The sequence below is a fragment of the Streptomyces sp. NBC_00154 genome (assembly GCF_026342835.1).
In the GTDB taxonomy this organism is placed as follows: domain Bacteria; phylum Actinomycetota; class Actinomycetes; order Streptomycetales; family Streptomycetaceae; genus Streptomyces.
The window spans coordinates 4088303-4113521 of record NZ_JAPEMI010000001.1; the positions used below are offsets into that span (position 1 = coordinate 4088303).

A 25219-nucleotide genomic window follows, 5' to 3' on the forward strand; every position below is an offset into this window, starting at 1 on the left:
GCCCCCGGGCCCAACCTTCGTCGCTACGAGCGACCACTTGCCGCGAGGCGAGCATGGCGGGTCGGTGCCACTCAAGTGAAAAAGACAGACCCGTGTCACCTTCCGGTGGCGCGGGTCTGTTTTTGTTGGTGGCCCGGTCCGGCAGCCGCGTCCGGGGCTGCCGGGGTTCCACGAAGAGACCAAATCTCGTATGGTGGAAAAGTTTTTCCGAACAGTGGCAGTCATTACCGGCTACCAGCCAGTAGGTGCGAACATCGGGAAGCGTGTCCGAGGCGAGGGCCCCGGCCGCGCGGCAATGAAGCTAGGGAAAGCGAAGGACTCGGTCATGGCAACGGCGCCCAGCGTCTCGTACTCGATGACGGTCAGGCTGGAGGTGCCCGCGAGCGGTACCGCGGTCTCCCAGCTCACCACGGCCGTGGAGTCCTCCGGCGGTTCGGTCACCGGCCTCGATGTGACCGCTTCCGGTCACGAGAAGCTGCGGATCGACGTCACCATCGCGGCCTCGTCCACCGCGCACGCGGACGAGATCGTCGAAGGTCTGCGCGACATCGAAGGTGTCGTGCTGGGCAAGGTCTCCGACCGTACGTTCCTGATGCACCTCGGCGGCAAGATCGAGATGGCGTCCAAGCACCCCATCCGCAACCGTGACGACCTCTCGATGATCTACACCCCGGGTGTGGCGCGGGTCTGCATGGCGATTGCCGAGAACCCCGAGGACGCCCGCCGCCTCACCATCAAGCGCAACTCCGTCGCAGTTGTGACGGACGGCTCCGCCGTACTGGGCCTCGGCAACATCGGCCCGATGGCCGCCCTGCCGGTGATGGAGGGCAAGGCGGCCCTCTTCAAGCGGTTCGCCGGCATCGACGCCTGGCCGATCTGCCTGGACACCCAGGACACCGACGCGATCGTCGAAATCGTCAAGGCGATCGCCCCCGGCTTCGCGGGCATCAACCTGGAGGACATCTCCGCACCCCGCTGCTTCGAGATCGAGGCACGGCTGCGCGAGGCCCTCGACATCCCCGTCTTCCACGACGACCAGCACGGCACCGCGATCGTCGTGCTGGCCGCCCTGACCAACGCACTGCGCGTGGTGGGCAAGGGAATTGGGGACGTGCGCGTCGTCATGTCCGGCGCCGGAGCGGCCGGTACGGCCATCCTGAAGCTGCTCATCGCCGCCGGCGTCAAGCACGCCGTCGTCGCCGACATCCACGGTGTGGTGCACGCGGGCCGCGAGGACCTGGTCTCCGCCGACCCCGACTCGCCGCTGCGCTGGATCGCCGACAACACCAACCCGGAATCGATGACCGGCACGCTCAAGGAGGCCGTCGTCGGCGCCGACGTCTTCATCGGCGTCTCCGCTCCGAATGTGCTGGACGGCAACGACGTCGCGGCGATGGCGGACGGCGCGATCGTGTTCGCGCTCGCGAACCCGGACCCCGAGGTGGACCCGGCAATCGCCCGCCAGACCGCGGCAGTTGTCGCCACCGGGCGCTCCGACTTCCCGAACCAGATCAACAATGTGCTGGTCTTCCCGGGTGTCTTCCGCGGCCTGCTGGACGCTCAGTCCCGCACGGTCAACACGGAGATGATGCTCGCCGCGGCCGGCGCCCTCGCCGAGACGGTTGCCGAGGACGAGCTGAACCGGAACTACATCATCCCGTCGGTCTTCAACGACAAGGTCGCGGGCGCGGTCGCCGGGGCCGTCCGCACGGCCGCGAAGGCCGCTGGAGGCGCTGTGACGGGCGCGGCGAACTCCATCTGAACCCAGTACTTCCCTTACCCGCCACGGCCCCTGTCGGGGGCTGTCCGGGGCTGTGGCGCCCCCCACGTTGGCCTGCCCCACGGCGCGTCGCGGGTCGCGGGGCCCCAAACGCCCCTTTAGGGTGGGCGGGCAGCGAGCCCCGCAGGACCCCGCACCCGCTGTGGACCCGCCGCGGGGCGCTCCAGCATCTGCTGAGGGCCGCTTCAGGGAGTCGATGGAACGTCACCACGACGAGGCAGTGGCGGCTTTCGTGTGACTCCGGAGGGTGCCGGATTGGCTTTCCCGCCGCAGGTGGGGGCAGGATGCGTATTCGGGCGCGAGGGTCTGACGTCAGACCCGGGTCCGGGGACTGTCCGAGGGCCCTGGCAGCATCGGCTTCGATCTCACGCCTCACAGGCAAGAAGAACACGGGAGTAACAACATGAACCGCAGTGAGCTGGTGGCCGCCCTGGCCGACCGCGCCGAGGTGACCCGCAAGGACGCCGACGCCGTGCTGGCCGCGCTCGCCGAGACCGTCGGTGAGATCGTCGCCAAGGGCGACGAGAAGGTCACCATCCCCGGCTTCCTGACCTTCGAGCGCACCCACCGTGCCGCTCGCACCGCTCGTAACCCGCAGACCGGCGACCCGATCAACATCCCGGCCGGCTACAGCGTGAAGGTCTCCGCGGGCTCGAAGCTCAAGGAAGCCGCCAAGGGCAAGTAAGCCCCGTAGGCACGACGGAGGGCGGTCACCCCGACCAGGGTGGCCGCCCTTCGGCGTACGGACCACAGAATCCGCCCCAAGGCCGCTCCAAGGCCGCTGGAGGGCCGCTGTGAGGCCGCTGCAGGGCCGCAGCGAGGTTCTGGCGGCGAAGAGCCGTGTGCGCACGCCTCGCCGGCGAACGAGAAGCGGGGGCCCGGGGCAGTGCCCCGAACCCCCGCGTCGGTCCTGACCGTCGGGCGCCCGCCCTCAGACCAGTGACCCGCCCGGCAGCTCCACCTTCGCGCCCAGCTTCTCCAGCTTGTCCATGAAGTTCTCGTAGCCACGGTTGATCAGGTCGATGCCGTGCACCCGGGACGTGCCCTGCGCCGCCAGCGCGGCGATCAGGTACGAGAACCCGCCGCGCAGGTCCGGGATGACCAGATCCGCGCCCTGCAGCTTCGTCGGGCCGGACACGACCGCCGAGTGCAGGAAGTTCCGCTGGCCGAAGCGGCAGTCGGAGCCGCCCAGGCACTCGCGGTAGAGCTGGATGTGCGCCCCCATCTGGTTCAGCGCGGACGTGAAGCCGAGCCGGGACTCGTACACCGTCTCGTGGACGATGGACAGGCCCGCGGCCTGCGTCAGCGCCACCACCAGCGGCTGCTGCCAGTCGGTCTGGAAGCCGGGGTGCACGTCCGTCTCCAGGGCGATGGCGTTCAGCGCGCCGCCCGGGTGCCAGAAGCGGATGCCCTCGTCGTCGATCTCGAAGGCGCCGCCGACCCGGCGGAACGTGTTCAGGAACGTCATCATCGAGCGCTGCTGTGCGCCGCGCACATAGATGTTGCCCTCGGTCGCCAGCGCCGCGGACGCCCAGGAGGCCGCCTCCAGGCGGTCCGGGATCGCCCGGTGCGTGTAACCGTCGAGCCGGTCGACACCGGTGATCCGGATCGTCCGGTCGGTGTCCATCGAGATGATCGCGCCCATCTTCTGCAGCACGCAGATGAGGTCCTCGATCTCCGGCTCCACGGCCGCGTTGGACAGCTCGGTGACACCCTCGGCGAGCACGGCCGTCAACAGCACCTGCTCGGTGGAGCCCACCGACGGGTACGGCAGCCGGATCTTCGTACCGCGCAGCCGCTGAGGGGCCTCCAGGTACTGGCCGTCCGCCCGCTTCTCGATGGTCGCGCCGAACTGCCGCAGCACGTCGAAGTGGAAGTCGATCGGCCGTCCGCCGATGTCACAGCCGCCGAGTCCCGGAATGAACGCGTGGCCCAGCCGGTGCAGCAGCGGGCCGCAGAAGAGGATCGGGATGCGCGACGAGCCCGCGTGGGCGTCGATGTCGGCGACGTTCGCGCTCTCGACATGGGTGGGGTCCAGGATGAGCTCGCCCGGCTCGTCACCGGGGCGGACCGTCACACCGTGCAGCTGCAGCAGGCCCCGCACGACCCGCACATCGCGGATGTCGGGCACATTGCGCAGCCGGCTGGGCCCGCTGCCGAGCAGCGCGGCGACCATCGCCTTCGGCACCAGGTTCTTGGCGCCTCGGACGCGGATCTCGCCCTCCAGCGGGGTTCCGCCGTGGACAAGCAGGACATCGTCTGTGCCGGTCATGAATCTCGCGTTCCGGAGTGGTCGGGCAGGGGGCCAACCGAAAGGGTAATGGGCAGGTACCCCCCTTCCATAAGGCTACGGGCGGTGTACGAACGTCATGAATCCGCCACAACACGCTCTGCTCGCCGAGCCTTGCGGAGGGTTACCGTCCGCAAGTGCCTCACGGACCGTGCGCTCTTCGTGCACCCGTGCGCCCTGAGCTGCGCTCGGGCCCCCTTCGGCACCCGGCGCACCACTTGGTCCCCACGGAGGGCGAAGATGCGGGATCATTTCTGCCATGACCGAGGTGTCCTCGCTCACAGGGCGACTGCTCGTGGCCACACCCGCCCTGTCGGACCCGAATTTCGACCGCGCGGTGGTGCTGCTCCTCGACCACGACGAGGAGGGCTCGCTCGGCGTCATCCTGAACCGCCCGACCCCGGTCGGTGTCGGTGACATCCTCGTGTCCTGGGCCGACCTGACCGCTGAGCCGGACGTCGTCTTCCAGGGCGGCCCCGTCTCGCTCGACTCGGCGCTCGGCGTCGCGGTGATCCCCGGCGACGAGGGGCCGCTCGGCTGGCGACGGGTGTACGGGGCGATCGGTCTGGTGGACCTGGAAGCGCCGCCGGAGCTGCTGGCCGCGGCGCTCGGCTCGCTGCGGATCTTCGCCGGGTACGCGGGCTGGGGACCCGGACAGCTGGAGACGGAGCTGACCGAGGGGGCCTGGTACGTGGTGGAGTCGGAGCCAGGAGACGTCTCCTCGCCGCGTCCGGAACAGCTGTGGCGGGCGGTCCTGCGCCGTCAGCGCAGCGAGCTCGCCATGATCGCCACCTATCCGGACGACCCTTCGCTCAACTGAAGCCCGGGCCTTTCAGTACCCTGGCTGTTATGAGCACTCTTGAGCCCGAGCGCGGGGCAGGTACGGGGACCCTCGTAGAGCCGACGCCGCAGGTGTCGAGCGGCGACGGCGACCACGAGCGCTACGCCCATTACGTCCAGAAGGACAAGATCATGGCGAGCGCCCTGGAGGGCACCCCCGTGGTCGCACTGTGCGGGAAGGTCTGGGTGCCGGGGCGCGACCCCAAGAAGTATCCGGTCTGTCCCATGTGCAAGGAGATCTACGAGTCCATGGGCGCCGGTGGCGACAAGGACAAGGGCAAGGGCGGCAAGGACAAGAAGTAGTCCGTCCCCGACCGTTCGGGCCGAGGCCCCCGGGAGCACGCTGACGCGTGCTCCCGGGGGCCTTTTCGTATGCCCTTTCGTAGGCCCTGGGTTGTTTGCCCGTATCGCTCGGTCACAGATTGGTTGAGACCACTTGTCGGCGTCCGTGACCGCTCCTACTCTCCTGCCAGTTGTGCAGAACGAAACGCACGTTGCATATGTTGCAACGCTCAATCGGTAGGGGTTCCGGATGAAGCTTTCCGCCCGAATTGCCGCCCCGGTCGCGGCGCTTGTACTGGCCGGCCTGACCGCCACCGCCTGCGCGCCGCAGACCTCGGACACCGGCGCCAAGGGGGACGAAAAGACCGGGACGCTGCGCGTGTGGCTGTTCCAGGAGGTCGGCAACAAGCCCAAGGAGCAGGTCGTCGACGCGGCGGTGGCCGACTTCGAGAAGACCCACAAGGGCGCGAAGGCGGAGATCGAGTACATCCCCGTCGACACCCGCGCCCAGCGCATCAAGGCCGCCTTCAACGACCCCAAGAGCGCCCCGGACCTCATCGAGTACGGCAACACGGACACGGCCGGCTACGTCAAAGACGGCGGACTCGCCGATGTGAGCAAGGAGTTCGCGGCCTGGGACGAGGCCAAGGACACCGACCCGACCGCGAAGCAGTCGGTGACGGTCGGCGGCAAGGTGTACGGGGCGCCGCTCTTCGTCGGCGTACGTGCGCTGTACTACCGCACCGACATCTTCAAGGACCTGGGCATCGAACCCCCCAAGTCGCAGGCCGGACTGATCTCCACCGCCAAGAAGATCCACAAGAAGAAGCCGGAGCTGTACGGCCTCGCCGTCGGTGGCGCGTACACGTACGGCGCGATGCCGTTCATCTGGGCGAACGGCGGCGAACTCGCCGACGAGAGCGGTGGTACGTACAAGGCGGCCGTCAACGGCGACCGGGCCCGCAAGGGCATCGAGGCGTACACCTCGCTCTTCGGCGACAGCAACTGCCCGGCCGCCAAGTGCGCCGCGATGGGCGGCAACGCGACGGTCACCGCCTTCGCCTCCGGCAAGGCGGCCATGGCGATCGGCGGCGACTTCAGCCACGCCGCCGTCGAGGCGGGCTCGGTGAAGGGCAAGTACGCGGTGGTTCCGCTGCCCGGCACGTCCGAAGGATCGATCGCCCCCGCGTTCGCGGGCGGGAACAACATCGGTGTACTGAAGAGCAGTTCGCACCGCACCCTCGCCGTGGACCTGATGAAGTCGCTGACCGGCAAGCAGACCCAGGAGAAGCTGTTCGACGCGATGGGATTCCTGCCGACGTACACCGATGTGCGGGCCACGGTCGCGCAGAAGGAGCCGTTCGTCGAACCGTTCGTCAAGACGCTGGGCGCGGGCGCCAAGTTCGTCCCGGCCTCACCGGGCTGGGGCCAGATCGACTCCTCGCTGATCCTGCCGACGATGTTCCAGGAGATCGTCAGCGGCCGTAAGGACGTGGCACAGGCCTCGGACGACGCGGCGAAGAAGATGGACGCGGCGTTCGCCGACGCGGGCTGACGATGACGGCGAACAGCACGGCGTACAAGGCTCCTGCGGCGGCCGGGACGGGCAGCACACCCCGGCGCCGCCTCTCCCGGGGACCGGCACGCCGCCCCGGCTGGACCCCCTGGCTCTACCTGCTGCCCGCGCTCGTCCTGCTCGGCGGGCTCCTCCTCTACCCGATCTACCAGCTCGGTCTGATCTCGTTCCTGGAGTACACCCAGGCCCAGGTCAGCGGCGGTGAACCGACCACCTTCCAGGGGTTCGGGAACTACGCAACGCTCTTCGGCGACAGCCAGTTCTGGCAGGTGCTCCTCGCGACCGTGGTCTTCGCCGCGGCCTGTGTGCTCGCCACCCTGCTGGTCGGCTGCGCGCTCGCCGTCCTGCTGACGCGCGTACGGGCCCTGCCCCGGCTCGCGCTGATGCTGGCGGCGCTCGGCGCCTGGGCGACGCCCGCGATCACCGGCTCCACCGTCTGGATGTTCCTTTTCGACCCGGACTTCGGACCGGTCAACAGGGTGCTGGGGCTGGGCGACTTCTCCTGGACGTACGGGCGCTGCAGCGCCTTCGCCCTGGTGCTCCTCGAAGTGCTCTGGTGCTCGTTCCCGTTCGTGATGGTGACGGTGTACGCGGGCATCCGGGCGATCCCCGCCGAGGTGCTGGAGGCGGCCGCGCTGGACGGTGCCTCGCAGTGGCGGATCTGGCGGTCGGTCATGGCGCCGATGCTGCGGCCGATCCTCGTCGTCGTCACCATCCAGTCGATCATCTGGGACTTCAAGGTCTTCACGCAGATCTATGTGATGACGGGCGGCGGCGGCATCGCGGGCCAGAACCTGGTGCTCAACGTGTACGCGTACCAGAAGGCGTTCGCGTCCTCGCAGTACAGCCTGGGCTCGGCGATCGGGGTCGTGATGCTGGTGATCCTGCTGGCCGTCACGCTGGTCTATCTGCGCCTGGTACGGCGCCAGGGGGAGGAACTGTGAGCGTGCTGCGCATCCGTCGTCCGGGCAGGCTGGCCGCGGAGGCCGCCGCGCTGCTGATCGCCGCCGCGGTCGCCTTCCCGCTGTACTGGATGGTGCTCTCCGCACTCAAGCCGGCGGGAGAGATCCAGTCCACCGACCCCCGGCCGTGGACGCTGTCGCCGTCCCTGGACTCCTTCCGCCGGGTCCTCGAACAGCACGATTTCGGCCGCTACTTCCTCAACAGCCTGATCGTCGCCGGCACGGTCGTCGTCGCGTCCGCGCTGGTCGCCTTTCTGGCGGCGACGGCGGTGACCCGCTTCCGCTTCCGGTTCCGCACCACCCTGCTGATCATGTTCCTGATCGCGCAGATGGTGCCGGTGGAGGCGCTGACCATCCCGCTGTTCTTCCTGATGCGGGACTTCGGCCAGCTCAACACGCTCGGTTCGCTGATCCTGCCGCACCTCGCCTTCTCGCTGCCGTTCGCGATCTGGATGCTGCGCGGCTTCGTCAAGGCCGTCCCGGACGCCCTGGAGGAGGCCGCCTACATCGACGGCGCGAGCCGCACCCGCTTCCTGTGGCAGATCCTCTTCCCGCTGGTCCTCCCGGGGCTCGTGGCGACCAGCGTCTTCTCGTTCATCTCGACCTGGAACGACTTCCTGTTCGCCAAGTCCTTCCTCATCAGCGATACCTCGCAGTCGACGCTTCCGATGGCGCTGCTGGTCTTCTTCAAACCGGACGAGAACGACTGGGGAGGGATCATGGCAGCCTCGACGGTGATGACCGTCCCCGTGCTGGTCTTCTTCGTACTCGTACAGCGACGCCTGGTCTCGGGGCTGGGCGGAGCGGTTAAGGACTGACGACATGGACATGGAACTCATCCCGGCACCGGTGAGCGTCGGCGACCAGGGACGGTGCGGCTTCCTGATGGACCGGGCCACGAGCATCACCGCGCAGGACGGCACCGAGTCCACCGAACGCTGGCTGCGCTCCACGATCGGGGCCGCCTTCGGTCTGTCGCTCCCACCGGGAGCCGAGGGCAAGGACAACACCATCCTGCTGCGGATCGACCCGGCCCTGGAGCCCGAGGGCTATCGGCTGTCCACCGGGACCGGCCGGAGCGTCGTGATCACCGGCGGCAGCCCCGCCGGGGTCTTCTGGGGCGCCCAGACCCTCCGGCAGCTCCTGGGACCGGAAGCCTTCCGCCGGGCACCCGTCTCGACCGGCGTTCCCGCGCGCATTCCGTTCACGGACATCGAGGACCGGCCCCGCTTCTCCTGGCGCGGCCTGATGCTCGACGTCTCGCGGCACTTCCTGCCCAAGGACGATGTCCTGCGCTACCTCGACCTCCTCGCCGCCCACAAGCTGAACGTCTTCCACTTCCACCTCACCGACGACCAGGGCTGGCGCGTGGAGATCAAGCGCTACCCGAAGCTCACCGAGGTCGGCTCCTGGCGCTCCCGCACCAAGCACGGGCACCGGGCCTCGGAGCTGTGGGACGAGACCCCGTACGGCGGCCACTACACCCAGGACGACATCCGCGAGATCGTCGCGTACGCCGCCGAGCGGCATATCCGCGTCGTCCCCGAGATCGACATCCCGGGCCACTCGCAGGCCGCCATCAGCGCATACCCGGAACTGGGCAACACCGACGTCATCGACACCACCACCCTCTCCGTGTGGGACACCTGGGGCGTCAGTCCGAACGTACTCGCGCCCACCGACAGCACCCTGCGCTTCTTCGAGGGCGTGTTCGAGGAGCTCCTCGACCTCTTCCCGGCCGCCACCTCGCCGTTCATCCACGTCGGCGGGGACGAGTGCCTCAAGGACCAGTGGAAGGAGTCCCCGACCGCCCAGGCCCGCATCAAGGAGCTCGGCCTGGCCGACGAGGACGAGCTGCAGTCCTGGTTCATCCGGCACTTCGACCGCTGGCTCACCGCGCGCGGCCGCCGCCTCATCGGCTGGGACGAGATCCTCGAAGGCGGCCTCCCGGACGGCGCGGCCGTGTCGTCGTGGCGCGGGTACGCGGGCGGCATCGCCGCAGCCGAGGCGGGGCACGACGTCGTGATGTGCCCGGAGCAGCAGGTGTATCTGGACCACCGTCAGGGCGGCGGCCCCGACGAACCGATGCCCATCGGGTACGTCCGCACCCTCGAGGACGTCTTCCGCTTCGACCCCGTACCGCCGGGCCTGACCGAGGAGGCGGCCGGTCACATCCTCGGCACCCAGGCCAACGTGTGGACCGAGGTCATGCAGAACCGGTCCCGAGTCGACTACCAGGTCTTTCCGCGGCTCGTGGCCTTCGCGGAGGTCGCCTGGTCGGCACTGCCCGCCCCCGCCGACCGGGACTTCGCCGATTTCGAACGGCGAATGACGGCGCACTACGCCCGACTTACTGCGCTCGGCGTCGAGTACCGGCCGCCGGGCGGCCCGTTGCCGTGGCAGCGACGCCCCGGCGTTCTCGGACGCCCGATCGAGGGGGCGCCCCCGAACGTGTGAGCCCGGCCGCAGTGCGGGTCCGGCCACCACGGTTCCTGGGAACGTGGTGGCCGGTAAGCGTTCACCGCACGAACGGAACAAGTCGTACAACCATGGCTGAAGAGTGCCAATTCACACTCTGCGCCGAAGAGGTGCGAAATAGGACTATCTTCCAGGTCGGGGACAGATGCACCCTTCGCGGACCCTCGCGTCGGTCCGATCGGAAGATGTGCCAGAGTTGCCACGTCCGGGCTTCGAGCACGTACCGTACGGCGAAACAAGCCGGACGCCGGGACACCGGGAAGGGGCAGCTGGGTTGACCACGCACGCACCGCAGGCGGCGCAGTCCGTGACGCTGCCCGCCTCGCTCGACGAGGCCGTGGCGGCGCTCGGCGCCATGCCTGCCGCCGTTCCTGTGGCCGGTGGCACGGACTTGATGTCGGCCGTCAACAAGGGGCTCCTGCGTCCCTCCGGACTGGTCGGCCTCGGCCGGATCAGCGAGCTCCGCGGCTGGCACTACCAGGACGGTCACGCCCTGCTCGGCACCGGACTCACCCACGCCCGCATGGGGCGGCCCGACTTCGCCGCCCTGATCCCCGCCCTGGCCGCGTCCGCGCGCGCCGCCGGCCCGCCCCAGATCCGTAACGCCGGGACGCTCGGCGGCAACATCGCCACCGCCGCCCCGACCGGCGACGCCCTGCCGGTGCTCGCCGCCCTGGAGGCCGAGCTCGTCATCGCGGGCCCCGGCGGCGCCCGCCGCGAGATCCCCGTCTCGCACCTGCTGGCCGGCCGCGAGATGCTCGAACCCGCGGAGCTGATCGGCTTCGTCCGCGTACCGCTGCTGCACGCCCCGCAGGTCTTCCTGAAAGCGACCGGCCGCACCGGCCCCGGCCGCGCCACCGCTTCCGTCGCGATCGTCCTCGACCCGGCCCGGCGCGGGGTGCGCTGCGCGGTCGGCGCCATAGCGCCGATGCCGCTGCGCCCGCTGGAGGCCGAGCGGTGGATCGCCTCGCTGATCGACTGGGACGGCGAACGGGGCCTGGCACCCGACGCGCTGGCCGCGTTCGGCGAGTACGTCGCAGCGGCGTGCATCCCGGACCAGGCACCGCCCGCCGACGGGGGCGAGGCGCCACCGCTGCCCCCCGCCGTAATGCATCTGCGGCGCACGGTCGCCGCGCTCGCCCGACGCGCGCTGGGGAGGGCACTGTCGTGAGCAACAGCAACGCCAACCACGAGGACCACAACGAGCAGCACGGGGGCTGGCAGCCGACCCCGCAGGGCGGCGAGTACGACTCCGAGGCGACCGCCTTCGTCCACCTGCCGCCGGAGGACCTGGCGAACGCACCGCTGGCTGCCCCCGGCCATGGCTACGTACCGCCGATGATCCTGCCGCTGACCCCTGCGGCCGGGCTCGACCCGGCGGCGACGGGCAGCTGGGTGGTCCAGACGCAGGGCCTGCCGGAGGGCGGCGCGGAGCAGCCCGCGCAGGGCACGGTGCACTGGCCGGATCCGAACCAGCAGCACGGCTACCCGCAGCACGAGCAGCAGGCCCCGGGCGAGCAGTACCCCCAGCACCAGCAGCACTCCGCGGGCGAGCAGTACCCGCAGCACGAGCGGCACACCGCGGGGGAGCAGTATCCCCCGCACGAGCAGCACTCCCAGCACGAGCAGCACTCCCAGCACGAGCAGCACGGTGAGCCGCCGGCCGCGACGGGCCAGTGGGACTTCGCCGAGGCGACGGCCCCGGAGCCCCTCGGCCACACCGGCCAGTGGACGATCCCGGTGGCCGAGGGCGACCTCCCGGACGAGTCCGGCGAGTTCACGACCTCGGCGCTGGCCTCCCAGTGGTACAGGGACCGGACGCCGCCGGCCACGCTGCCGGGCGGCGCGCCCGCGCCGTGGGCGACGCAGCCCGAGCCGGCCCCCGAGGCCCCCGAAACGGCTGTGGGGACGCCGGCGCACGGCGTGGACGTCACGCAGGCACCTGTCCCGGAGTCCACGCGCGTCCACGTGCAGCGCGACGCGGACGCCGAGCTGCCGACGGAGCCTGCCGCCGACCCGACGGCAGACCTCGTTCCGGGCCCGACCCCGGACCTGGTCCCCGACCTCTCCCCGGACCTGGTCCCCGGCGTCGGGACCGACGCCGACATCCCCGCCGCCGACATCCCCGCCGCCGCGCTCGCTGCGGAGGAGGCCCCGGCCGACGCACCGCCCCTCGACCCGGCACTCCTCGACACATCGAGCGAGCACCCCGCCGCCTCCTACGTCCTGCATGTGAACGGCGCCGACCGCCCGGTCACCGACGCCTGGATCGGCGAGTCGCTGCTGTACGTGCTGCGCGAGCGGCTCGGCCTCGCCGGTGCCAAGGACGGCTGCTCGCAGGGCGAGTGCGGTGCCTGCAACGTCCAGGTCGACGGCCGGCTCGTCGCCTCCTGCCTGGTCCCCGCGGCCACGGCTGCGGGCAGCGAGGTCCGTACGGTCGAGGGCCTGGCCGTCGACGGCGAGCCGTCCGACGTCCAGCGGGCCCTGGCCAACTGCGGCGCCGTCCAGTGCGGCTTCTGCATCCCCGGCATGGCCATGACCGTCCACGACCTGCTGGAGGGCAACCACGCCCCCAGCGAGCTGGAGACCCGCCAGGCGCTCTGCGGCAACCTCTGCCGCTGCTCCGGCTACCGCGGCGTGCTCGACGCCGTGAGCGAGGTCATCGCGGGCCGCGAGGCCAGTGCCGAAGCCGCCGCCGTGCCCGGCCCCACGTCCGCATCCGCGGAAGCGCACGCCGACGAGGCGCGCATCCCGCACCAGGCAGCCCCGGGTGCCGGTAGTGTCCAGCCACATCTGCAGGACGGAGGCATGGCGTGAGCAACGACGCAGCCACCGCGGCCAACGCGACCCGCACGACGCTCACCACCCCGCCGGTCGACAGCCCCGACACCGAGCCGCCCGTGTTCGGTCTCGGCGCCTCGCTGCCGCCGGCCGACGCCCGTGCCAAGTCCGAGGGCACCTTCCCGTACGCGGCCGACCTCTGGGCCGAGGGACTGTTGTGGGCGGCGGTGCTGCGTTCCCCGCACCCGCACGCCCGAATCCTGTCCATCGACACCACCGCCGCCGCCGGGATGCCGGGCGTGCGTGCGGTCGTCACGCACGAGGACGTCCCCGGCGACGGCGCGTACGGCCGCCGTGTGGTCGACCGCCCGGTCTTCGCGTCCGAACTGGTCCGCCACCACGGCGAGCCGATCGCCGCGGTCGCCGCCGACCACCCCGACACGGCCCGCCTCGCCGCGGCGGCGGTCGTCGTCGAGTACGAGATCCTGGAACCGGTCACCGACCCGGAGAAGGCCTTCGAGGCCGAGCCCCTGCACCCCGACGGCAACCTGATCCGTCACATCCCGCTGCGCTACGGCGACCCGGACGTCGCGGGCGAGGTCATCGTCGAGGGCCTGTACCGCATCGGCCGCCAGGACCCGGCCCCGATCGGTGCCGAGGCCGGACTCGCCGTGCCCCGCCCGGACGGCGGCGTGGAGATCTACACCGCCTCCACCGACCCGCACACCGACCGCGACCTCGCCGCCGCCTGCTTCGGCCTGGAACCGGACCGGGTGAAGATCGTCGTCACCGGTGTCCCCGGCGCGACCGGCGACCGTGAGGACCCGGGCTTCCAGCTGCCGCTCGGCCTGCTCGCCCTGCGCACCGGCTGCCCGGTCAAACTGGCCGCCACCCGCGAGGAGTCGTTCCTCGGCCACGCCCACCGCCACCCGACGCTGCTCCGCTACCGCCACCACGCGGACGCGGAGGGCCGGCTGGTGAAGGTGGAGGCGCAGATCCTCCTCGACGCGGGCGCGTACGCCGACGCCTCGTCCGAGTCCCTGGCCGCCGCGGTGGCCTTCGCCTGCGGTCCGTACGTCGTTCCGCACGCCTTCATCGAGGGCTGGGCGGTCCGTACGAACAACCCGCCGTCCGGCCATGTGCGCGGCGAGGGCGCGATGCAGGTCTGCGCCGCGTACGAGGGCCAGATGGACAAACTGGCGGCGAAGCTGGGCATCGAACCGGCCGAACTCCGCCTGCGCAACTCCCTCTCGACCGGCGACATCCTGCCCACCGGTCAGACCGTGACGTGCCCCGCTCCGGTCGCCGAACTTCTGCGAGCGGTAAGGGACTTCCCGCTCCCCACACTCCCGAAGGACTCTCCCGAGGACGACTGGCTGCTGCCGGGCGGCCCGGAGGGCGCGGGCGAGCCGGGCGCGGTGCGCCGCGGCGTCGGCTATGCACTGGGCATGGTCCACATGCTCGGCGCCGAGGGAGCGGACGAGGTCTCCACGGCCACGGTCAAGGTCCACGACGGCGTCGCCACGGTCATCTGCGCGGCGGTCGAAACCGGCCAGGGTTTCTCGACTCTGGCCCGCCAGGTGGTCCAGGAGACCCTGGGCATCGAGGAGGTCCACGTGGCCTCGGTCGACACCGACCAGCCCCCGGCCGGCCCCGCCACGCACGGCCGCCACACCTGGGTCTCCGCCGGTGCCGTCGAACGGGCCGCCAAGATGGTCCGTACACAGCTCCTCCAGCCGCTGGCCCACAAGTTCGGCATGTCCACGGAGCTGCTCCAGATCGCCAACGGCAAGATCACCTCGTACGACGGAGTGCTGTCCACGACGGTCACAGAAGCGATGGACGGCAAAGAGCTCTGGGCCACCGCCCAGTGCCGCCCCCACCCCACCGAGCCGCTCGACGAGTCCGGCCAGGGCGACGCGTTCGTCGGCCTCGCCTTCTGCGCGGTCCGCGCGGTAGTGGACGTCGACATCGAACTCGGCTCGATCCGCGTGGTGGAGATGGCCGTCGCCCAGGACGTCGGCCGGGTCCTCAACCCGTCCCAGCTGGCGACCCGTATCGAAGCCGGCATCACCCAGGGCATCGGCACGGCACTGACCGAAAACCTCCGCACGGCCCGCGGTCTGATCCGCCACCCCGACCTAACGGGTTACGCACTGCCGACATCGCTTGACGCGCCGGACATTCGCATCGTCAAACTCGTCGAGGAGCGCGACGTGGTGGCCCCCTTCGGCGCCAAGCCCGTCTCGGCCGTCCCGGTGGTGACGTCCCCGGCAGCGGTGGCCGCGGCAGTCCGCGCGGCGACGGGCCGCCCGATAAACCGTCTCCCGATCCGACCGCAGGCGGCTGTGGCGGCGGCCAACTCCTGACCGAATTGCGTTGCACATGCAACACGGAGATGCGCGCTGTCCTCGCTGCTGACTACAGTGATCCCCAAAGCTGAAGACAGCTGCATACGGGGGAGGGTGCTGTGCTGCCGAGTGACGCCGGAGGATCGGCGGAAACACCGGGCGGGCCATTCGGGTCCGTCGTCGGTTTCGCGCAGAACGCGGTCGGTGAACTGGTCACCGAGCTTTCGTCGTTCACGAAGTTCCGCGACCGGATCGACGAACTCCTGCGTGACCTGAAGGCATCGCCGGCCGGACCGAAGAAGGTGGGCGAAGAGCCCATGGTCCGCACCCAGTTCGGCGGCGGCCACAACGGCTGGGCCGAGGCGGCCGACCTGTTCCTCTCGTACCAGACGGTCATCACCCAGCTCGAATCGCTGTCGAAGCTGCTGTCGGACTCGATAGAGGGCATGGGCATCGCGGTGCTCGCGTCCCACAAGGGCTACGAGAACCTCGACGTGGACATCCGGCGCCGCATGCTCGCGATCAACGACAACGCGCAGGCGCACTACGGGGGTTCGTACGACCCGACGGTGCCGGCCAAGCAGCATGCCGACCAGCGGGCGGCGGCGAAGCCGACGCCCGGCGAGTCCACCGGGACCATCTGACCGATGCAGACGACGATCAGCGGCTTGGCACGGGCATAGACGGGGGCACGAGATGGACCACGGGGAAAGCGGCTCGGGCACGCCGTTCGAGAGCATGTCCCACGAGGAGATGCTGGCATGGCTGGACCAGGCCAACAGCGGGGCGATACAGGGTGCGGCCGACCGACTGGTGAGCGCGGCCACGGAGATCCGCAAGATCGCGGAAGACCTGAAGGTGCGCCCGCAGTGGGTCGAATGGAAGGGCGAGGGCGCCGACGCATTCCGCACGTGGAGCGCGGACCTGGCCAACTCCACGTTGCGCCTGGGGGATTACAGCGAGGGTGCGTCGAAGTGGCTGACGCAGGCTTCGAACGCGATCGCGTCGGCCCAGGCGGCGATTCCGCGCACCCAGGCGGGTGCACAGGCCAACTTGGACGCGGCGTTGGCGGCGCGCAATGACCCGGATGCGTCGGCGGTTGCGCAGAAGTCGGCGGAGACGCTGATCGCAACCCAGGAGGCGAACCGCCAGGAGGCGGCTGCGCAGATGCGGAAGCTGGCGCAGACGTACTCGTTGTCGGCTTCACAGATGGACGGACTGGAGAAGCCTGCGTTTCCGCCGCCGCCGCAGGCGTTTGTGCCGCCCGACGAGGACCGTCGTGGCGGAGAAGGCAACGTAGGGCTTCACGAAGCCGGGCAGAGTTCCAGTACCACAGGCAGGGATTATGGATTGGCGGCAGAGGGACAGAGCCGCGAATCATCGGGCGGCGTGGCTACACCCTCAGGGAACACGGTGGCGTCCCAGTCGTTGAGCAACACCCCCGTGTCACGGCCGGTCGGCATGGAGATCGACGGAGTCGCCACCCTGCCGGACGCTACGTCAGTTCCGTCTGTGACGCCGTCAGGTCTTCCGGGAGGAGGCAGGCCTGAAAGCGTCCTTCCTTCCACGGGATTTCCCGTACCTCCCGCCATCGGCGGCGGACCTGTGATGCCATCCGGTCCAAGTGGCGGGGGCAGGCCGACAGGGATCTCGCGTCCGTCGATGCCGGGCACCGGGGCAGGTCCACTCGGTTCTGGTCCTATCGGTCGACCCTCTGGAGGCGGCGGAATCACCGGGGGACGTGCTGTTCCCCAGACTTCAGGGCGTCCGGCGGGTGGAATTCCTCGTGGGACAGTGATCGGCGGCGAGGGGGCGCAGGGGCGTGCGCCGATGGGCCGTGCCACGGGCACGGGAGGTATGGGTACCGGCACCGGTCCTGGCCAAAGCGGGGTGAGCGGCGGCCGCCGTCTGGCAGGCGAAACAGGCGGCGTTGTCGGCGGTCGTTCTCAGCAGCCAGGCCGTACCGGCACGCGCCCATTCACGCCCGGGGGCTCCGGTTTGGTAAGGGCGGCGACGTCGACCGAAGGTGTGCGTGGCACCGGTTCTGTAGGACGAGGTGTGCCGTTGTCTCCACATGGTTCCCGGACGGGCGATTCGCGCCGAGACGCGGGCGGTGAACGGCCGGACTATCTCACAGAGGACGAGGAAACCTGGCAGCAACGCGTTCGACGCGTTGTCCCTCCAGTCATCGACTGATCAGCACAGTACTGGCGAAGGAATGCAAATGCACACCGGCAGTAGAGGACTGACCCGACAGCGAACCACGGTGTCGACTGTGTTGGGGCTGCTACTGGTGGCCGTCGCTGTCACACCAGCACATGCGGACTCCGTCCGATCCAAGCAGTGGCACCTCGATGCCATGAAGGCCGAGGAGATGTGGGAGACGAGTACCGGTGACGGCGTCACCGTTGCTGTTATCGACTCCGGAGTGGACGAGACGAATCCGGACCTTGCAGGACAGGTTCTCAAGGGATTGAACCTGGAACACAATGTTTCAGGGGATGAATTCAAGGACTACAACGGTCACGGCACCGGAATGGCTGGCATCATCGCCGGTACGGGAAAAAGCCGTGGTGGCGACGGAGCATTCGGACTCGCCCCCGGAGCGAAAATTCTTCCTATTAGGATCTTCGACTCCACTAAGACCGCGAACCAGGCATCAGCTGACCGGCAGTTCAATAGAGAAGCCCCCGCCGCAATTCGGTATGCGGTTGACCACGGGGCGAAGATTGTTAACATTTCCCTGGGGCATGAGACCGGGTCGCAGCAATTGACGTCTGCCGTAAAATACGCGCTCGAAAAGGGTTCGCTGATCTTCGCTGCTGTTGGAAACAGCGGTGACAAAGCGAACATGGTTGAGTATCCGGCTGGAACCCCAGGCGTCGTCGGGGTGGGTGCCATCGGCGAAGATCTCCGCAAGACGGATGAGTCCCAGTACGGGGGGCAGGTGGACCTCTCAGCACCCGGTGAAGACGTGGTCTATGCATGCGCAGGGGAGACCGGCGTGTGCCGGGGGCACGGCACCAGTGACGCGACCGCCATCGCCTCCGCCTCCGCCGCGCTCATCTGGTCCAAGCACCGCGACTGGACCAACAACCAGGTCCTCCGCGTCATGCTCAACACGGCTGGCGGCCCGACCAGCGGCGCCGAGCGTACCGACTACATCGGCTACGGCATCGTCCGCCCCCGCATCGCCCTGAAGACCCCCGGCGACCCCGGTCCAGCCGACGAGTACCCACTCCCCGATCTCGCTGCAGCCGAGAGTGCTCAGCCCTCCGCCAAGCCCTCCAAGGCGACCGGAAGTTCAGAGAGCGACGACACGCCGGCCACCGCAGCCCCTGCATCCGACACCGACAGCAACATTGGTCTCTGGATCGGCCTCGGTATCGGTGTCGCCGCTCTCATCGGCGCAGCCGTCACTGCCCTGGCCATTCGCTCGCGCCGCCGCAAGGCCACTGTCGCGACCGCCCCGCCCGCGTACCCGCATCCGTACCAGCAATTTCCCTCTCAGCCCACGCAGCCGGCCTACGGCTCCCCTCCGTCCGCACCCCCCGGTTCCAACTCGCCGCGTGGAGGTCCTCCGACGCAAGGTCCTTACGCTTGAATTCGCGAATGGGACCTTGCGGACAAGGAGATGCGTGGGTGTGAGAGTTCTGCGGGAATGACTCGAACATGCTGGTCCGCGCATACATGCTCCAGATAGCGTTGATCCGCTCAGGGGATTCGCGTCGCTGGCCGTGCAGTGACTTCGCGTTGGCAACGAGTCCACCTGTGCGTGTGAGCAGGATCTGAAACGGGGACAGGGTGTCGTTCGACGAGGAATGGGCTGAGCTGCGCGCCGAAGCGGCGGCAAAGCAGACAGCGACGATGCAGCTCAACAGCTTCCAAGCCGGAGATGGCCCGTCCGGGGCCAAGGAGAAGGTGAAGATCACCGGCGCCGAGCTGCGACGGCGGGCCGGCAAGGCCGACATTGTCCGGGGAGACTCCCGGGACGCCGACAACAAGACGATGACGGAGACCGAGCAAGTAGGCCCCAGTCTCAAAGGATTCGCGTCGCGGTCGGCATTCGAGGTTTTCGTGAAGCGTTGGAATGCGCAGAATTGATGAATAATCATCGGAAGAGGCGTTTGGTGGCGGCGATGCTGGCCGGCGCCACGATGGGCTTCGGGGCGGGAGCATGTGATGGTAAGGAAGACGCGAAGAAAACCGATGTGTCTGGCGCTTCCGTCTCGGTAAGTAAGGTATGCGGCGGGATATTTGATGAAGAGTCGGTTTCTGTAGTCAAGTCCGAACTCGGAACCGAAATGGTAAGGAAACCGCGCGCTGGGGAATCGTATTCGGATGATCCCCCGAAAGCTGGACGAGTACTCGATGGGGCGAATTGGCGTGGTCGCGTAGTTTCGGTATGCAGTTTCTCCGGAGGCGACAAGGGCAAGGACAGCCTGGAGATCACTGCCGAGTGGGGACAAGGAGAATTCTCTGACAAGAGGGAGCTCGCCGATCCGGGCATGGCAACCGATTCCGTGGTCTTCGAGTTGGAGGAAGAATATCCGTTGATATCGGCGTTGTACGTGGCCTGCGAACGGCCTGATCTCTTTCGTGTGGGTGAAGAGCAGCCCCCTCTGAAGTTCGCCGTAACAGATCACATATCGCTAAATGCGCGCACGCGTGCGAAGATCCTCCAGAATTCGGCCCACCGGGTCCTGGAGGCTCTGCAGTGCCGGAATGAGGTCACATTCATCAAGCCGCCAGTGACCGTACCCGGCCTCAAGTAGCAGCGGCCCGCTGGCAGAACGGCCGCAGCTGCAGTGCGAGAACAGCGCGCGGCCTGAGGGGCGAGTTGATGTTCATGAGTGGTAGGTGTACCCGCAGATGGCTCTCCCGCGCGGTTGTCGCAGCCGCCCTGCTGGCCGGTGCCGTCGGCTGCGGAGGGGACGGGGACGACCCCGCCAAGGCGGCCCGTGAGCAGTCCGTGGCCCCCGAGCGGCTCTGCGGAGGTGCCGCCGTGTCCGCCGGGGCGGGGAAGGCGCTGAAGGCCATCACCGGCTCGTCGCGGTTCGAGGCGTCCGCCGAGAAGTCCACGGTGGCCCACGCCGCAGAGGAGGTGGTCGGCATTGTCTCTGGCCGTATCCCCGAGCCCGTCGGCAACAAGGGCGACGTCTGCCGCATCTATACCCCGGTCGGGACGCCTGACCACGAACTCCGCGTTACCTGGAGATTGTCCAACGAGGCCACGGGGGCGGACACCAGGCCACCCTCGGGGTTTACTCGGCTGGAGATCGGGGAGTGGGCGGCTGCCGCCCACGACGAGGCCTATGTCCGGTTCATCTGCCGGAGCCAGAAGCTGCCCGGGTCCGTGCAGAACCCTGCGTACGTCGAGATGAACGTCGAGCGGATGGGGATGCCGAAGGAGCCCGAGGGTGACGTCGAGGCACTGAAGAGGGCCTACGCGACCGTGGCGCACTCCGTGTCGCTGGCCATGGCGAAGCAGCTGGGCTGCGAGGGGGACGGCGGACTCGAGGCGCAGCCGTCACTGGACCCCGCGTAACGCAGGGAGCACAAGGGACGGTCGCCCTTGCATCATGGGGGCGACCGTCCCTTGTGCTCCCGCTGGAGGCCGCGACCGGAATCGAACCCGCGTAACTCGCTTTGCAGGCGAGTCTCTCAACCACTCGGGCACATGGCCCAGTGTGCGCGTCGCACGATCAAGTCGTCGTGGTCGGCTGCTCGGCGGCACTGCGGGGCGCCGGAACTGTCGCCGTCACCGTGGACGGGGCGGGCGCAGTGAACGTCTCCGTGAACACCGGTTGCGGACGTGGCGGGGCAGGGGCGAACATCCAGCCGATGGACGGTCGGGTCAGTGGCTGAACCAGTCGGCGGACCGGCGGAGAGCCGAGCGTCATCGTCAGCAGGACCGCGCAAAGCACCAGACCGGCGATCTCGATGGGGGTATTCACCCGGGCGATCCAGCCGTGTTCCCGGAACGGCATGATGACCAACGGGTGCAGCAGATAGATGGTGAAGCCGCCCGCCCCCAAAGCGGAGATCAGCGGCAGCCGTCGTCGGGGCATCAGCCTCAGCAGGCAGAGCACCAGGGCCGCGGCCGAGGCCAGCACCAGCAGCCGGATGACCCAGGCCCATTCCAGGCTCATCGGATCGGCGACGGAGTAGGGGTGGCGCATCGACAGCCAGTTGCCCTTGATGTCCCGGTGCCACAGCCAACCGGCGACACAGGAGGCCAGAATGCCGGCGACCGCCACCGGTAGGCTCCAGCGGCTGGTGAACCAGGTGTGCAGATAGCCCTGGCCGATCCGCCAGCCGAGGTAGAACAACGGCATATAGACAAGGGTCCGGCTGGCGGAGAAGGCCATCCCGAACTCGTCGATGTACCCCACCGCGAGGGCGACGCCGGTGGTGACCACCAGCGGGTGACGCAGCTGCACCACCAGGGGCAGCAGCAGCCGCCAGAAGAAGAGGGACATCAGGAACCACAAGGTCCACGGCAGTTGGACGACATGCAGGGTGAACTCGGCGCCCAGCCAACGGCTCTCCAGCGAGAAGAGCAGACTGAACACCAGGGCGGGCAGCACGATGCTCTGCAGCAGGGAGCGCAGGGGGCGGGGGCCGAGCGGACCCGGGCTGCTGAACACACCCGCCAACATGACGAAGGCCGGCACTCGGAAGGCCCAGCTTGCGATGTGGAAGGAGTGCAGCACGTCCTCCCGTTCCATGATGCTGCCCACGGTGTGCAGAACCACGATCAGTGTGGCGGAGACGAACCGAGTGTTGTCCCACCATGGATCCCTGGCCCGTTCGGCCCGCGCAGTCCCTTGGGGATTGCCGGTGACGGTGGCGGATCTCGGGGGTGGCTTGTCCATCGCGGCGAGGCTCCTGACAGCGGGCCGGCCGTGACATGGGCTGCCGCACTGGTGATCGAATCGGGTGGGTGGGCACACTGTGCCCGACCGTCGCGAAGGAGCCGGTTGCCGCTTCAGGTTCATACGGTGAACCCCGCATGTACATCAGGGGCAAGGGGTGCCGAGAGCGTGACGATGCCTGCGCCGGAGTACCAGGGGGCCGTGTCGGCCCTGGGGGTGGAAGCGGTGACGGGCCGGGGCGGGCCGCGGGCTCGGAACCTGGGCGTCTGGACCGGCCTGGGCATCGCCGCAGCGGCGGTGATCACTGCTCGCATCGCGAACGGGGCTTACCCGGTGGGCGGAAAGGTCCCCAGCGTGGTGGAGCTGTCGACGGAGTTCGGGATTGCGGCCTCGACGGCTCAGAAGGCGTTGACCCACCTGAAGGCTGAAGGACTCATCCGTACCGAGGTCGGGCTCGGCTCGTTCGTTGCCGATGGGCCGTCGTAGCTCCGGTCGTGGCTTCGGGCCGACCTGGCCGTGGGGCGGACCCTGGGCGGGAAATGAAGGTGGGGAAGTGGCCCCGAACGGGCCGCTTCCCCACCTTCAGCAGATCCGCGTGACTCCCGGACCGGAGACCGTGACCGGATTCGAACCGGTGTAACTCGAGTTGCAGTCGAGCCCCTGAACCACTCGGGCACACGGTCGTGCGCTTCTTGCGTTTTCTGCGTGTCCTGCTGATGTGTCGACCGTAGGGGCGGTGGGGGCGGGTGCTCAAGGGTGCGGGGTGGGGTGCAATGCGACTGCCATACGCCGTTCATGGTCGGTGTCCTGTTCCGCGCCCTGTTCCGCGCCCCGGTCCTACGACCAAGGGACCAGTGCGCGACCGACTCGCGCCAGGGGTCAAAGCGGATCTTGCCCCTTACTCTTGGGCTCATGACCGCCCTTGAACCGCGTGACGCCGATGTCTCGCCCCATGTTGTGGACGCTCCCGTCGTCGCCGAATCCGAAGGGCTGCTGGGCCGGACCTATCGGGCGCTCAGCATCGGCATCGTCTCCGTCGTGTTCCTGATCGCCTTCGAGGCGACCGCCGTCGGGACCGCGATGCCGGTCGCCGCCCGTGAGCTGCAGGGCATTCCGTTGTACGCGTTCGCGTTCTCCGCGTACTTCACGACCAGTCTCTTCGCCATGGTGCTCTCCGGGCAGTGGGCGGACCGGCGCGGGCCGCTGGCGCCGCTGGCCACCGGGATCAGTGCTTTCGGGGCCGGGCTGCTGCTGTCGGGGACGGCGGGCAGCATGTGGATGTTCATCGCCGGGCGGGCTGTGCAGGGGCTCGGTGGCGGGCTGGTGATCGTGGCGTTGTACGTGGTGGTCAGCCGGGCCTATCCGGAGCGGATCCGGCCGGCGATCATGGCCGCTTTCGCCGCGAGCTGGGTCGTCCCGTCCGTCGTCGGGCCGCTCGCCTCCGGCAGCGTGACCGAGCATCTGGGCTGGCGCTGGGTCTTCGTCGGGATTCCGGTGCTGGTGGTCTTCCCGCTGGCCCTCGCGCTGCCCGCGATCCGGCGCATGGCGTCCGGGCCTGCCGATCCGTCGGCGCCCGTCGAACCGTACGACCGCCGGCGCATCGGTCTGGCGCTCGGTATTTCGGTGGGGGCCGGTCTGCTGCAGTACGCGGGGCAGGAGCGGAACTGGTTTGCGCTGGTTCCGGCCGCCGCGGGCGTCGCTCTGCTCGTTCCCGCTGTACGGGGGCTGCTGCCCACGGGCACCGGGCGGGCGGCGCGCGGACTGCCGTCGGTGGTGCTGCTGCGCGGGATCGCCGCCGGGTCGTTCATCGCCGCCGAGTCCTTCGTGCCGCTGATGCTGGTGACGCAGCGCGGACTGTCCCCGACGATGGCCGGGCTGTCGCTCGCCGCCGGGGGCGGGACCTGGGCGCTCGGCTCGTACGTGCAGGCCCGGCCGCGCCTGGAGCCGTACCGGGAGCGGCTGATGGTGGGCGGCATGGTGCTGGTCGTGGCGGCGATCGCGGGCGCACCGTCGGTGCTGATCACGTCGGTGCCGGTGTGGACGGTGGCCGTCGCCTGGGCCGTCGGGTGCTTCGGCATGGGCATGGTGATCGCTTCGACGAGCGTGCTGCTGCTGAAGCTGTCGGCGCCGGAGGAGGCGGGGGCCAACTCCGCCGCGCTGCAGATCTCGGACGGGCTGTCGAACGTGCTGCTGCTGGCCGCGGGCGGCGCGGCGTTTGCCGCGCTCGGCGGCGGTGCGGTGGGGGCGGCGCACGACGCCGTGGAGGCGGGGGCGTCCGGGGCGCATCCGGGGGCGTTCGCGGTGGTGTTCCTGCCGATGGCGGGGGTGGCGCTGGTGGGGGCGTGGGTGGCGCGGCGGGTGCGGGTAGAGCCTTAGTACCGTCCGGTACCACGCGGTACCATTCATTCATGGCTGGTCTGAATCTGCGGTTCACCGAGGAAGAGCTGGACGCATTGCGTGCGCGTGCCGAGTCGGAGGGGCGAAGCATGCAGTCGTTTGCCCACGACGCGGTGATCACCGCCATAAACGAACACTCGCGCCTCTTCAACGAGGCAGCGGATCATGTGCTGAAGGTCAGTGAGGAGCTCAACCGGAGGCTGGCCTGATGCAGTACCTCACGCTGCCCGAGCTGCTGAACCTCGCGGAGCGGCTCGGTGTCGCCGAGGTGCGCGACTACGGGCTGCTCGAATCCGCCCTGGCTCGTCCTCGGGCGAGCGTGTTCGGCCAGGACGCATATCCGGATGTGTGGCAGAAGGCCGCGGCACTGATGGAGTCCCTGGCCCGCAACCATGGGCTCGTGGACGGCAACAAGCGCATCGCCTGGTATGCGACCTGGGTTTTCCTGCACATGAACGGCCATCCGCTGGACGCGGGTTTCGACGTGGACGAAGCCGAGCGGTTCGTGCTGGACGTGTGTCAGGGGGCGCTGGACATGCCCAAGATCGCGGAGCAGCTGCCCGGGTTCGCCAGGTAGGCATTCCCTGTGAAGAGAGTCTCAGCG

23 protein-coding genes and 1 tRNA gene are annotated in these 25219 nt (G+C 69.1%); 20 read left to right on the plus strand and 4 right to left on the minus strand.

What is annotated here, in order from left to right; translation table 11 throughout:
• The first annotated feature begins 325 nt into the window (after nucleotides 1-325).
• Both OHA03_RS18325 and OHA03_RS18330 read left to right on the plus strand, forming a co-directional pair.
• Nucleotides 326-1762, plus strand: coding sequence for an NAD-dependent malic enzyme (locus OHA03_RS18325; protein ID WP_267004905.1), 1437 nt, complete (start codon nucleotides 326-328; stop codon nucleotides 1760-1762).
• A 421-nt stretch (nucleotides 1763-2183) separates the two neighbouring features.
• Nucleotides 2184-2465 (plus strand): HU family DNA-binding protein, encoded by a 282-nt coding sequence (locus OHA03_RS18330; RefSeq protein WP_003968811.1) that lies wholly within the window; start codon nucleotides 2184-2186, stop codon nucleotides 2463-2465.
• A 246-nt stretch (nucleotides 2466-2711) separates the two neighbouring features.
• Here OHA03_RS18330 and murA read toward each other — a convergent pair whose 3' ends face one another.
• Nucleotides 2712-4052 carry a UDP-N-acetylglucosamine 1-carboxyvinyltransferase gene (gene murA, locus OHA03_RS18335; protein ID WP_030922987.1) on the minus strand — a complete coding sequence of 447 codons (1341 nt, stop codon included), beginning with the start codon at nucleotides 4050-4052 and terminating at the stop codon, nucleotides 2712-2714.
• A 277-nt stretch (nucleotides 4053-4329) separates the two neighbouring features.
• Here murA and OHA03_RS18340 point away from each other — a divergent pair, with 277 nt between their 5' ends.
• From OHA03_RS18340 to OHA03_RS18385, 10 genes are all read left to right on the plus strand, one after another.
• Nucleotides 4330-4890 carry a YqgE/AlgH family protein gene (locus OHA03_RS18340; protein WP_267004906.1) on the plus strand — a complete coding sequence of 187 codons (561 nt, stop codon included), beginning with the start codon at nucleotides 4330-4332 and terminating at the stop codon, nucleotides 4888-4890.
• Nucleotides 4891-4919: 29 nt separating this feature from the next.
• Nucleotides 4920-5213 carry a DUF3039 domain-containing protein gene (locus OHA03_RS18345; protein WP_063756076.1) on the plus strand — a complete coding sequence of 98 codons (294 nt, stop codon included), beginning with the start codon at nucleotides 4920-4922 and terminating at the stop codon, nucleotides 5211-5213.
• A gap of 229 nt (nucleotides 5214-5442) precedes the next feature.
• A complete protein-coding gene (locus OHA03_RS18350; protein ID WP_267004907.1) occupies nucleotides 5443-6747 on the plus strand; it encodes an extracellular solute-binding protein in 1305 nt (434 codons plus the stop codon).
• 2 nt (nucleotides 6748-6749) lie between these two features.
• Nucleotides 6750-7712 carry a carbohydrate ABC transporter permease gene (locus OHA03_RS18355; protein WP_267004908.1) on the plus strand — a complete coding sequence of 321 codons (963 nt, stop codon included), beginning with the start codon at nucleotides 6750-6752 and terminating at the stop codon, nucleotides 7710-7712.
• On the plus strand, nucleotides 7709-8548 hold the full coding sequence (locus OHA03_RS18360; RefSeq protein WP_030922997.1) for a carbohydrate ABC transporter permease: 840 nt from the start codon (nucleotides 7709-7711) through the stop codon (nucleotides 8546-8548). The genes OHA03_RS18355 and OHA03_RS18360 overlap by 4 nt, the downstream gene beginning before the upstream one ends.
• Nucleotides 8549-8552: 4 nt before the next feature.
• Nucleotides 8553-10187: a beta-N-acetylhexosaminidase gene (locus tag OHA03_RS18365; RefSeq protein ID WP_267004909.1), complete on the plus strand. Its 1635-nt coding sequence runs from the start codon at nucleotides 8553-8555 to the stop codon at nucleotides 10185-10187.
• Nucleotides 10188-10482: 295 nt separating this feature from the next.
• Nucleotides 10483-11379 (plus strand): xanthine dehydrogenase family protein subunit M, encoded by an 897-nt coding sequence (locus OHA03_RS18370; protein ID WP_267004910.1) that lies wholly within the window; start codon nucleotides 10483-10485, stop codon nucleotides 11377-11379.
• Nucleotides 11376-13025 carry a (2Fe-2S)-binding protein gene (locus OHA03_RS18375; RefSeq protein WP_267004911.1) on the plus strand — a complete coding sequence of 550 codons (1650 nt, stop codon included), beginning with the start codon at nucleotides 11376-11378 and terminating at the stop codon, nucleotides 13023-13025. Before OHA03_RS18370 ends, OHA03_RS18375 begins: the two co-directional genes overlap by 4 nt.
• Nucleotides 13022-15358, plus strand: a complete 2337-nt coding sequence (locus tag OHA03_RS18380; RefSeq protein ID WP_267004912.1) for a xanthine dehydrogenase family protein molybdopterin-binding subunit — start codon at nucleotides 13022-13024, stop codon at nucleotides 15356-15358. Before OHA03_RS18375 ends, OHA03_RS18380 begins: the two co-directional genes overlap by 4 nt.
• A gap of 101 nt (nucleotides 15359-15459) precedes the next feature.
• A complete protein-coding gene (locus tag OHA03_RS18385; RefSeq protein WP_323181221.1) occupies nucleotides 15460-15984 on the plus strand; it encodes a hypothetical protein in 525 nt (174 codons plus the stop codon).
• Nucleotides 15985-16293: 309 nt separating this feature from the next.
• On the opposite strand, the gene OHA03_RS18390 is transcribed toward OHA03_RS18385, so the two are convergent.
• Complete coding sequence (locus OHA03_RS18390) at nucleotides 16294-16635, minus strand: hypothetical protein (protein ID WP_267004913.1); 342 nt, start codon at nucleotides 16633-16635, stop codon at nucleotides 16294-16296.
• A gap of 1064 nt (nucleotides 16636-17699) precedes the next feature.
• Between OHA03_RS18390 and mycP the strand changes: the two genes are divergently transcribed.
• The 4 genes from mycP (at nucleotide 17700) to OHA03_RS18410 (ending at nucleotide 20888) form a co-directional block, all read left to right on the plus strand.
• Entirely contained in the window at nucleotides 17700-18944 is a 1245-nt protein-coding gene (gene mycP / locus OHA03_RS18395) for a type VII secretion-associated serine protease mycosin (protein WP_323181222.1), read from the plus strand.
• Nucleotides 18945-19144: 200 nt separating this feature from the next.
• Nucleotides 19145-19444: a hypothetical protein gene (locus OHA03_RS18400; protein WP_267004915.1), complete on the plus strand. Its 300-nt coding sequence runs from the start codon at nucleotides 19145-19147 to the stop codon at nucleotides 19442-19444.
• 26 nt (nucleotides 19445-19470) lie between these two features.
• Complete coding sequence (locus OHA03_RS18405) at nucleotides 19471-20115, plus strand: hypothetical protein (RefSeq protein ID WP_267004916.1); 645 nt, start codon at nucleotides 19471-19473, stop codon at nucleotides 20113-20115.
• A 74-nt stretch (nucleotides 20116-20189) separates the two neighbouring features.
• On the plus strand, nucleotides 20190-20888 hold the full coding sequence (locus OHA03_RS18410) for a hypothetical protein (RefSeq protein ID WP_267004917.1): 699 nt from the start codon (nucleotides 20190-20192) through the stop codon (nucleotides 20886-20888).
• 157 nt (nucleotides 20889-21045) lie between these two features.
• Here OHA03_RS18410 and OHA03_RS18415 read toward each other — a convergent pair whose 3' ends face one another.
• The gene (locus OHA03_RS18415; RefSeq protein ID WP_267004918.1) at nucleotides 21046-22218 is read right to left on the minus strand and encodes an acyltransferase family protein; all 1173 of its coding nucleotides are present in this window, start codon (nucleotides 22216-22218) and stop codon (nucleotides 21046-21048) included.
• Nucleotides 22219-22392: 174 nt separating this feature from the next.
• Here OHA03_RS18415 and OHA03_RS18420 point away from each other — a divergent pair, with 174 nt between their 5' ends.
• Nucleotides 22393-22704 (plus strand): GntR family transcriptional regulator, encoded by a 312-nt coding sequence (locus OHA03_RS18420; protein WP_267008091.1) that lies wholly within the window; start codon nucleotides 22393-22395, stop codon nucleotides 22702-22704.
• A gap of 125 nt (nucleotides 22705-22829) precedes the next feature.
• Here the strand turns inward: OHA03_RS18420 and OHA03_RS18425 are convergent.
• Nucleotides 22830-22901 (minus strand) — tRNA-Cys (locus OHA03_RS18425).
• Between the two features lie 229 nt (nucleotides 22902-23130).
• Here OHA03_RS18425 and OHA03_RS18430 point away from each other — a divergent pair.
• From OHA03_RS18430 to OHA03_RS18440, 3 genes are read left to right on the plus strand one after another with little or no spacing between them, the layout of a single operon-like run.
• Nucleotides 23131-24594 carry an MFS transporter gene (locus OHA03_RS18430; RefSeq protein ID WP_267004919.1) on the plus strand — a complete coding sequence of 488 codons (1464 nt, stop codon included), beginning with the start codon at nucleotides 23131-23133 and terminating at the stop codon, nucleotides 24592-24594.
• A gap of 32 nt (nucleotides 24595-24626) precedes the next feature.
• Nucleotides 24627-24824 carry an Arc family DNA-binding protein gene (locus OHA03_RS18435; RefSeq protein WP_114249050.1) on the plus strand — a complete coding sequence of 66 codons (198 nt, stop codon included), beginning with the start codon at nucleotides 24627-24629 and terminating at the stop codon, nucleotides 24822-24824.
• Complete coding sequence (locus OHA03_RS18440; protein WP_267004920.1) at nucleotides 24824-25192, plus strand: type II toxin-antitoxin system death-on-curing family toxin; 369 nt, start codon at nucleotides 24824-24826, stop codon at nucleotides 25190-25192. Before OHA03_RS18435 ends, OHA03_RS18440 begins: the two co-directional genes overlap by 1 nt.
• Nucleotides 25193-25219 lie beyond the last annotated feature (27 nt).

Excerpts from the sequence above, each read along its gene's own strand:
- OHA03_RS18325 (WP_267004905.1), top strand. The coding sequence starts at position 326 with ATGGCAACGGCGCCCAGCGTCTCGTACTCGATGACGGTCAGGCTGGAG.
- OHA03_RS18330 (WP_003968811.1), top strand. The coding sequence starts at position 2,184 with ATGAACCGCAGTGAGCTGGTGGCCGCCCTGGCCGACCGCGCCGAGGTG.
- murA (WP_030922987.1), bottom strand. The coding sequence starts at position 4,052 with ATGACCGGCACAGACGATGTCCTGCTTGTCCACGGCGGAACCCCGCTG.
- OHA03_RS18340 (WP_267004906.1), top strand. The coding sequence starts at position 4,330 with ATGACCGAGGTGTCCTCGCTCACAGGGCGACTGCTCGTGGCCACACCC.
- OHA03_RS18345 (WP_063756076.1), top strand. The coding sequence starts at position 4,920 with ATGAGCACTCTTGAGCCCGAGCGCGGGGCAGGTACGGGGACCCTCGTA.
- OHA03_RS18350 (WP_267004907.1), top strand. The coding sequence starts at position 5,443 with ATGAAGCTTTCCGCCCGAATTGCCGCCCCGGTCGCGGCGCTTGTACTG.
- OHA03_RS18355 (WP_267004908.1), top strand. The coding sequence starts at position 6,750 with ATGACGGCGAACAGCACGGCGTACAAGGCTCCTGCGGCGGCCGGGACG.
- OHA03_RS18365 (WP_267004909.1), top strand. The coding sequence starts at position 8,553 with ATGGACATGGAACTCATCCCGGCACCGGTGAGCGTCGGCGACCAGGGA.
- mycP (WP_323181222.1), top strand. The coding sequence starts at position 17,700 with ATGAAGGCCGAGGAGATGTGGGAGACGAGTACCGGTGACGGCGTCACC.
- OHA03_RS18410 (WP_267004917.1), top strand. The coding sequence starts at position 20,190 with ATGAGTGGTAGGTGTACCCGCAGATGGCTCTCCCGCGCGGTTGTCGCA.
- OHA03_RS18415 (WP_267004918.1), bottom strand. The coding sequence starts at position 22,218 with ATGGACAAGCCACCCCCGAGATCCGCCACCGTCACCGGCAATCCCCAA.
- OHA03_RS18420 (WP_267008091.1), top strand. The coding sequence starts at position 22,393 with ATGCCTGCGCCGGAGTACCAGGGGGCCGTGTCGGCCCTGGGGGTGGAA.
- OHA03_RS18430 (WP_267004919.1), top strand. The coding sequence starts at position 23,131 with ATGACCGCCCTTGAACCGCGTGACGCCGATGTCTCGCCCCATGTTGTG.
- OHA03_RS18435 (WP_114249050.1), top strand. The coding sequence starts at position 24,627 with ATGGCTGGTCTGAATCTGCGGTTCACCGAGGAAGAGCTGGACGCATTG.
- OHA03_RS18440 (WP_267004920.1), top strand. The coding sequence starts at position 24,824 with ATGCAGTACCTCACGCTGCCCGAGCTGCTGAACCTCGCGGAGCGGCTC.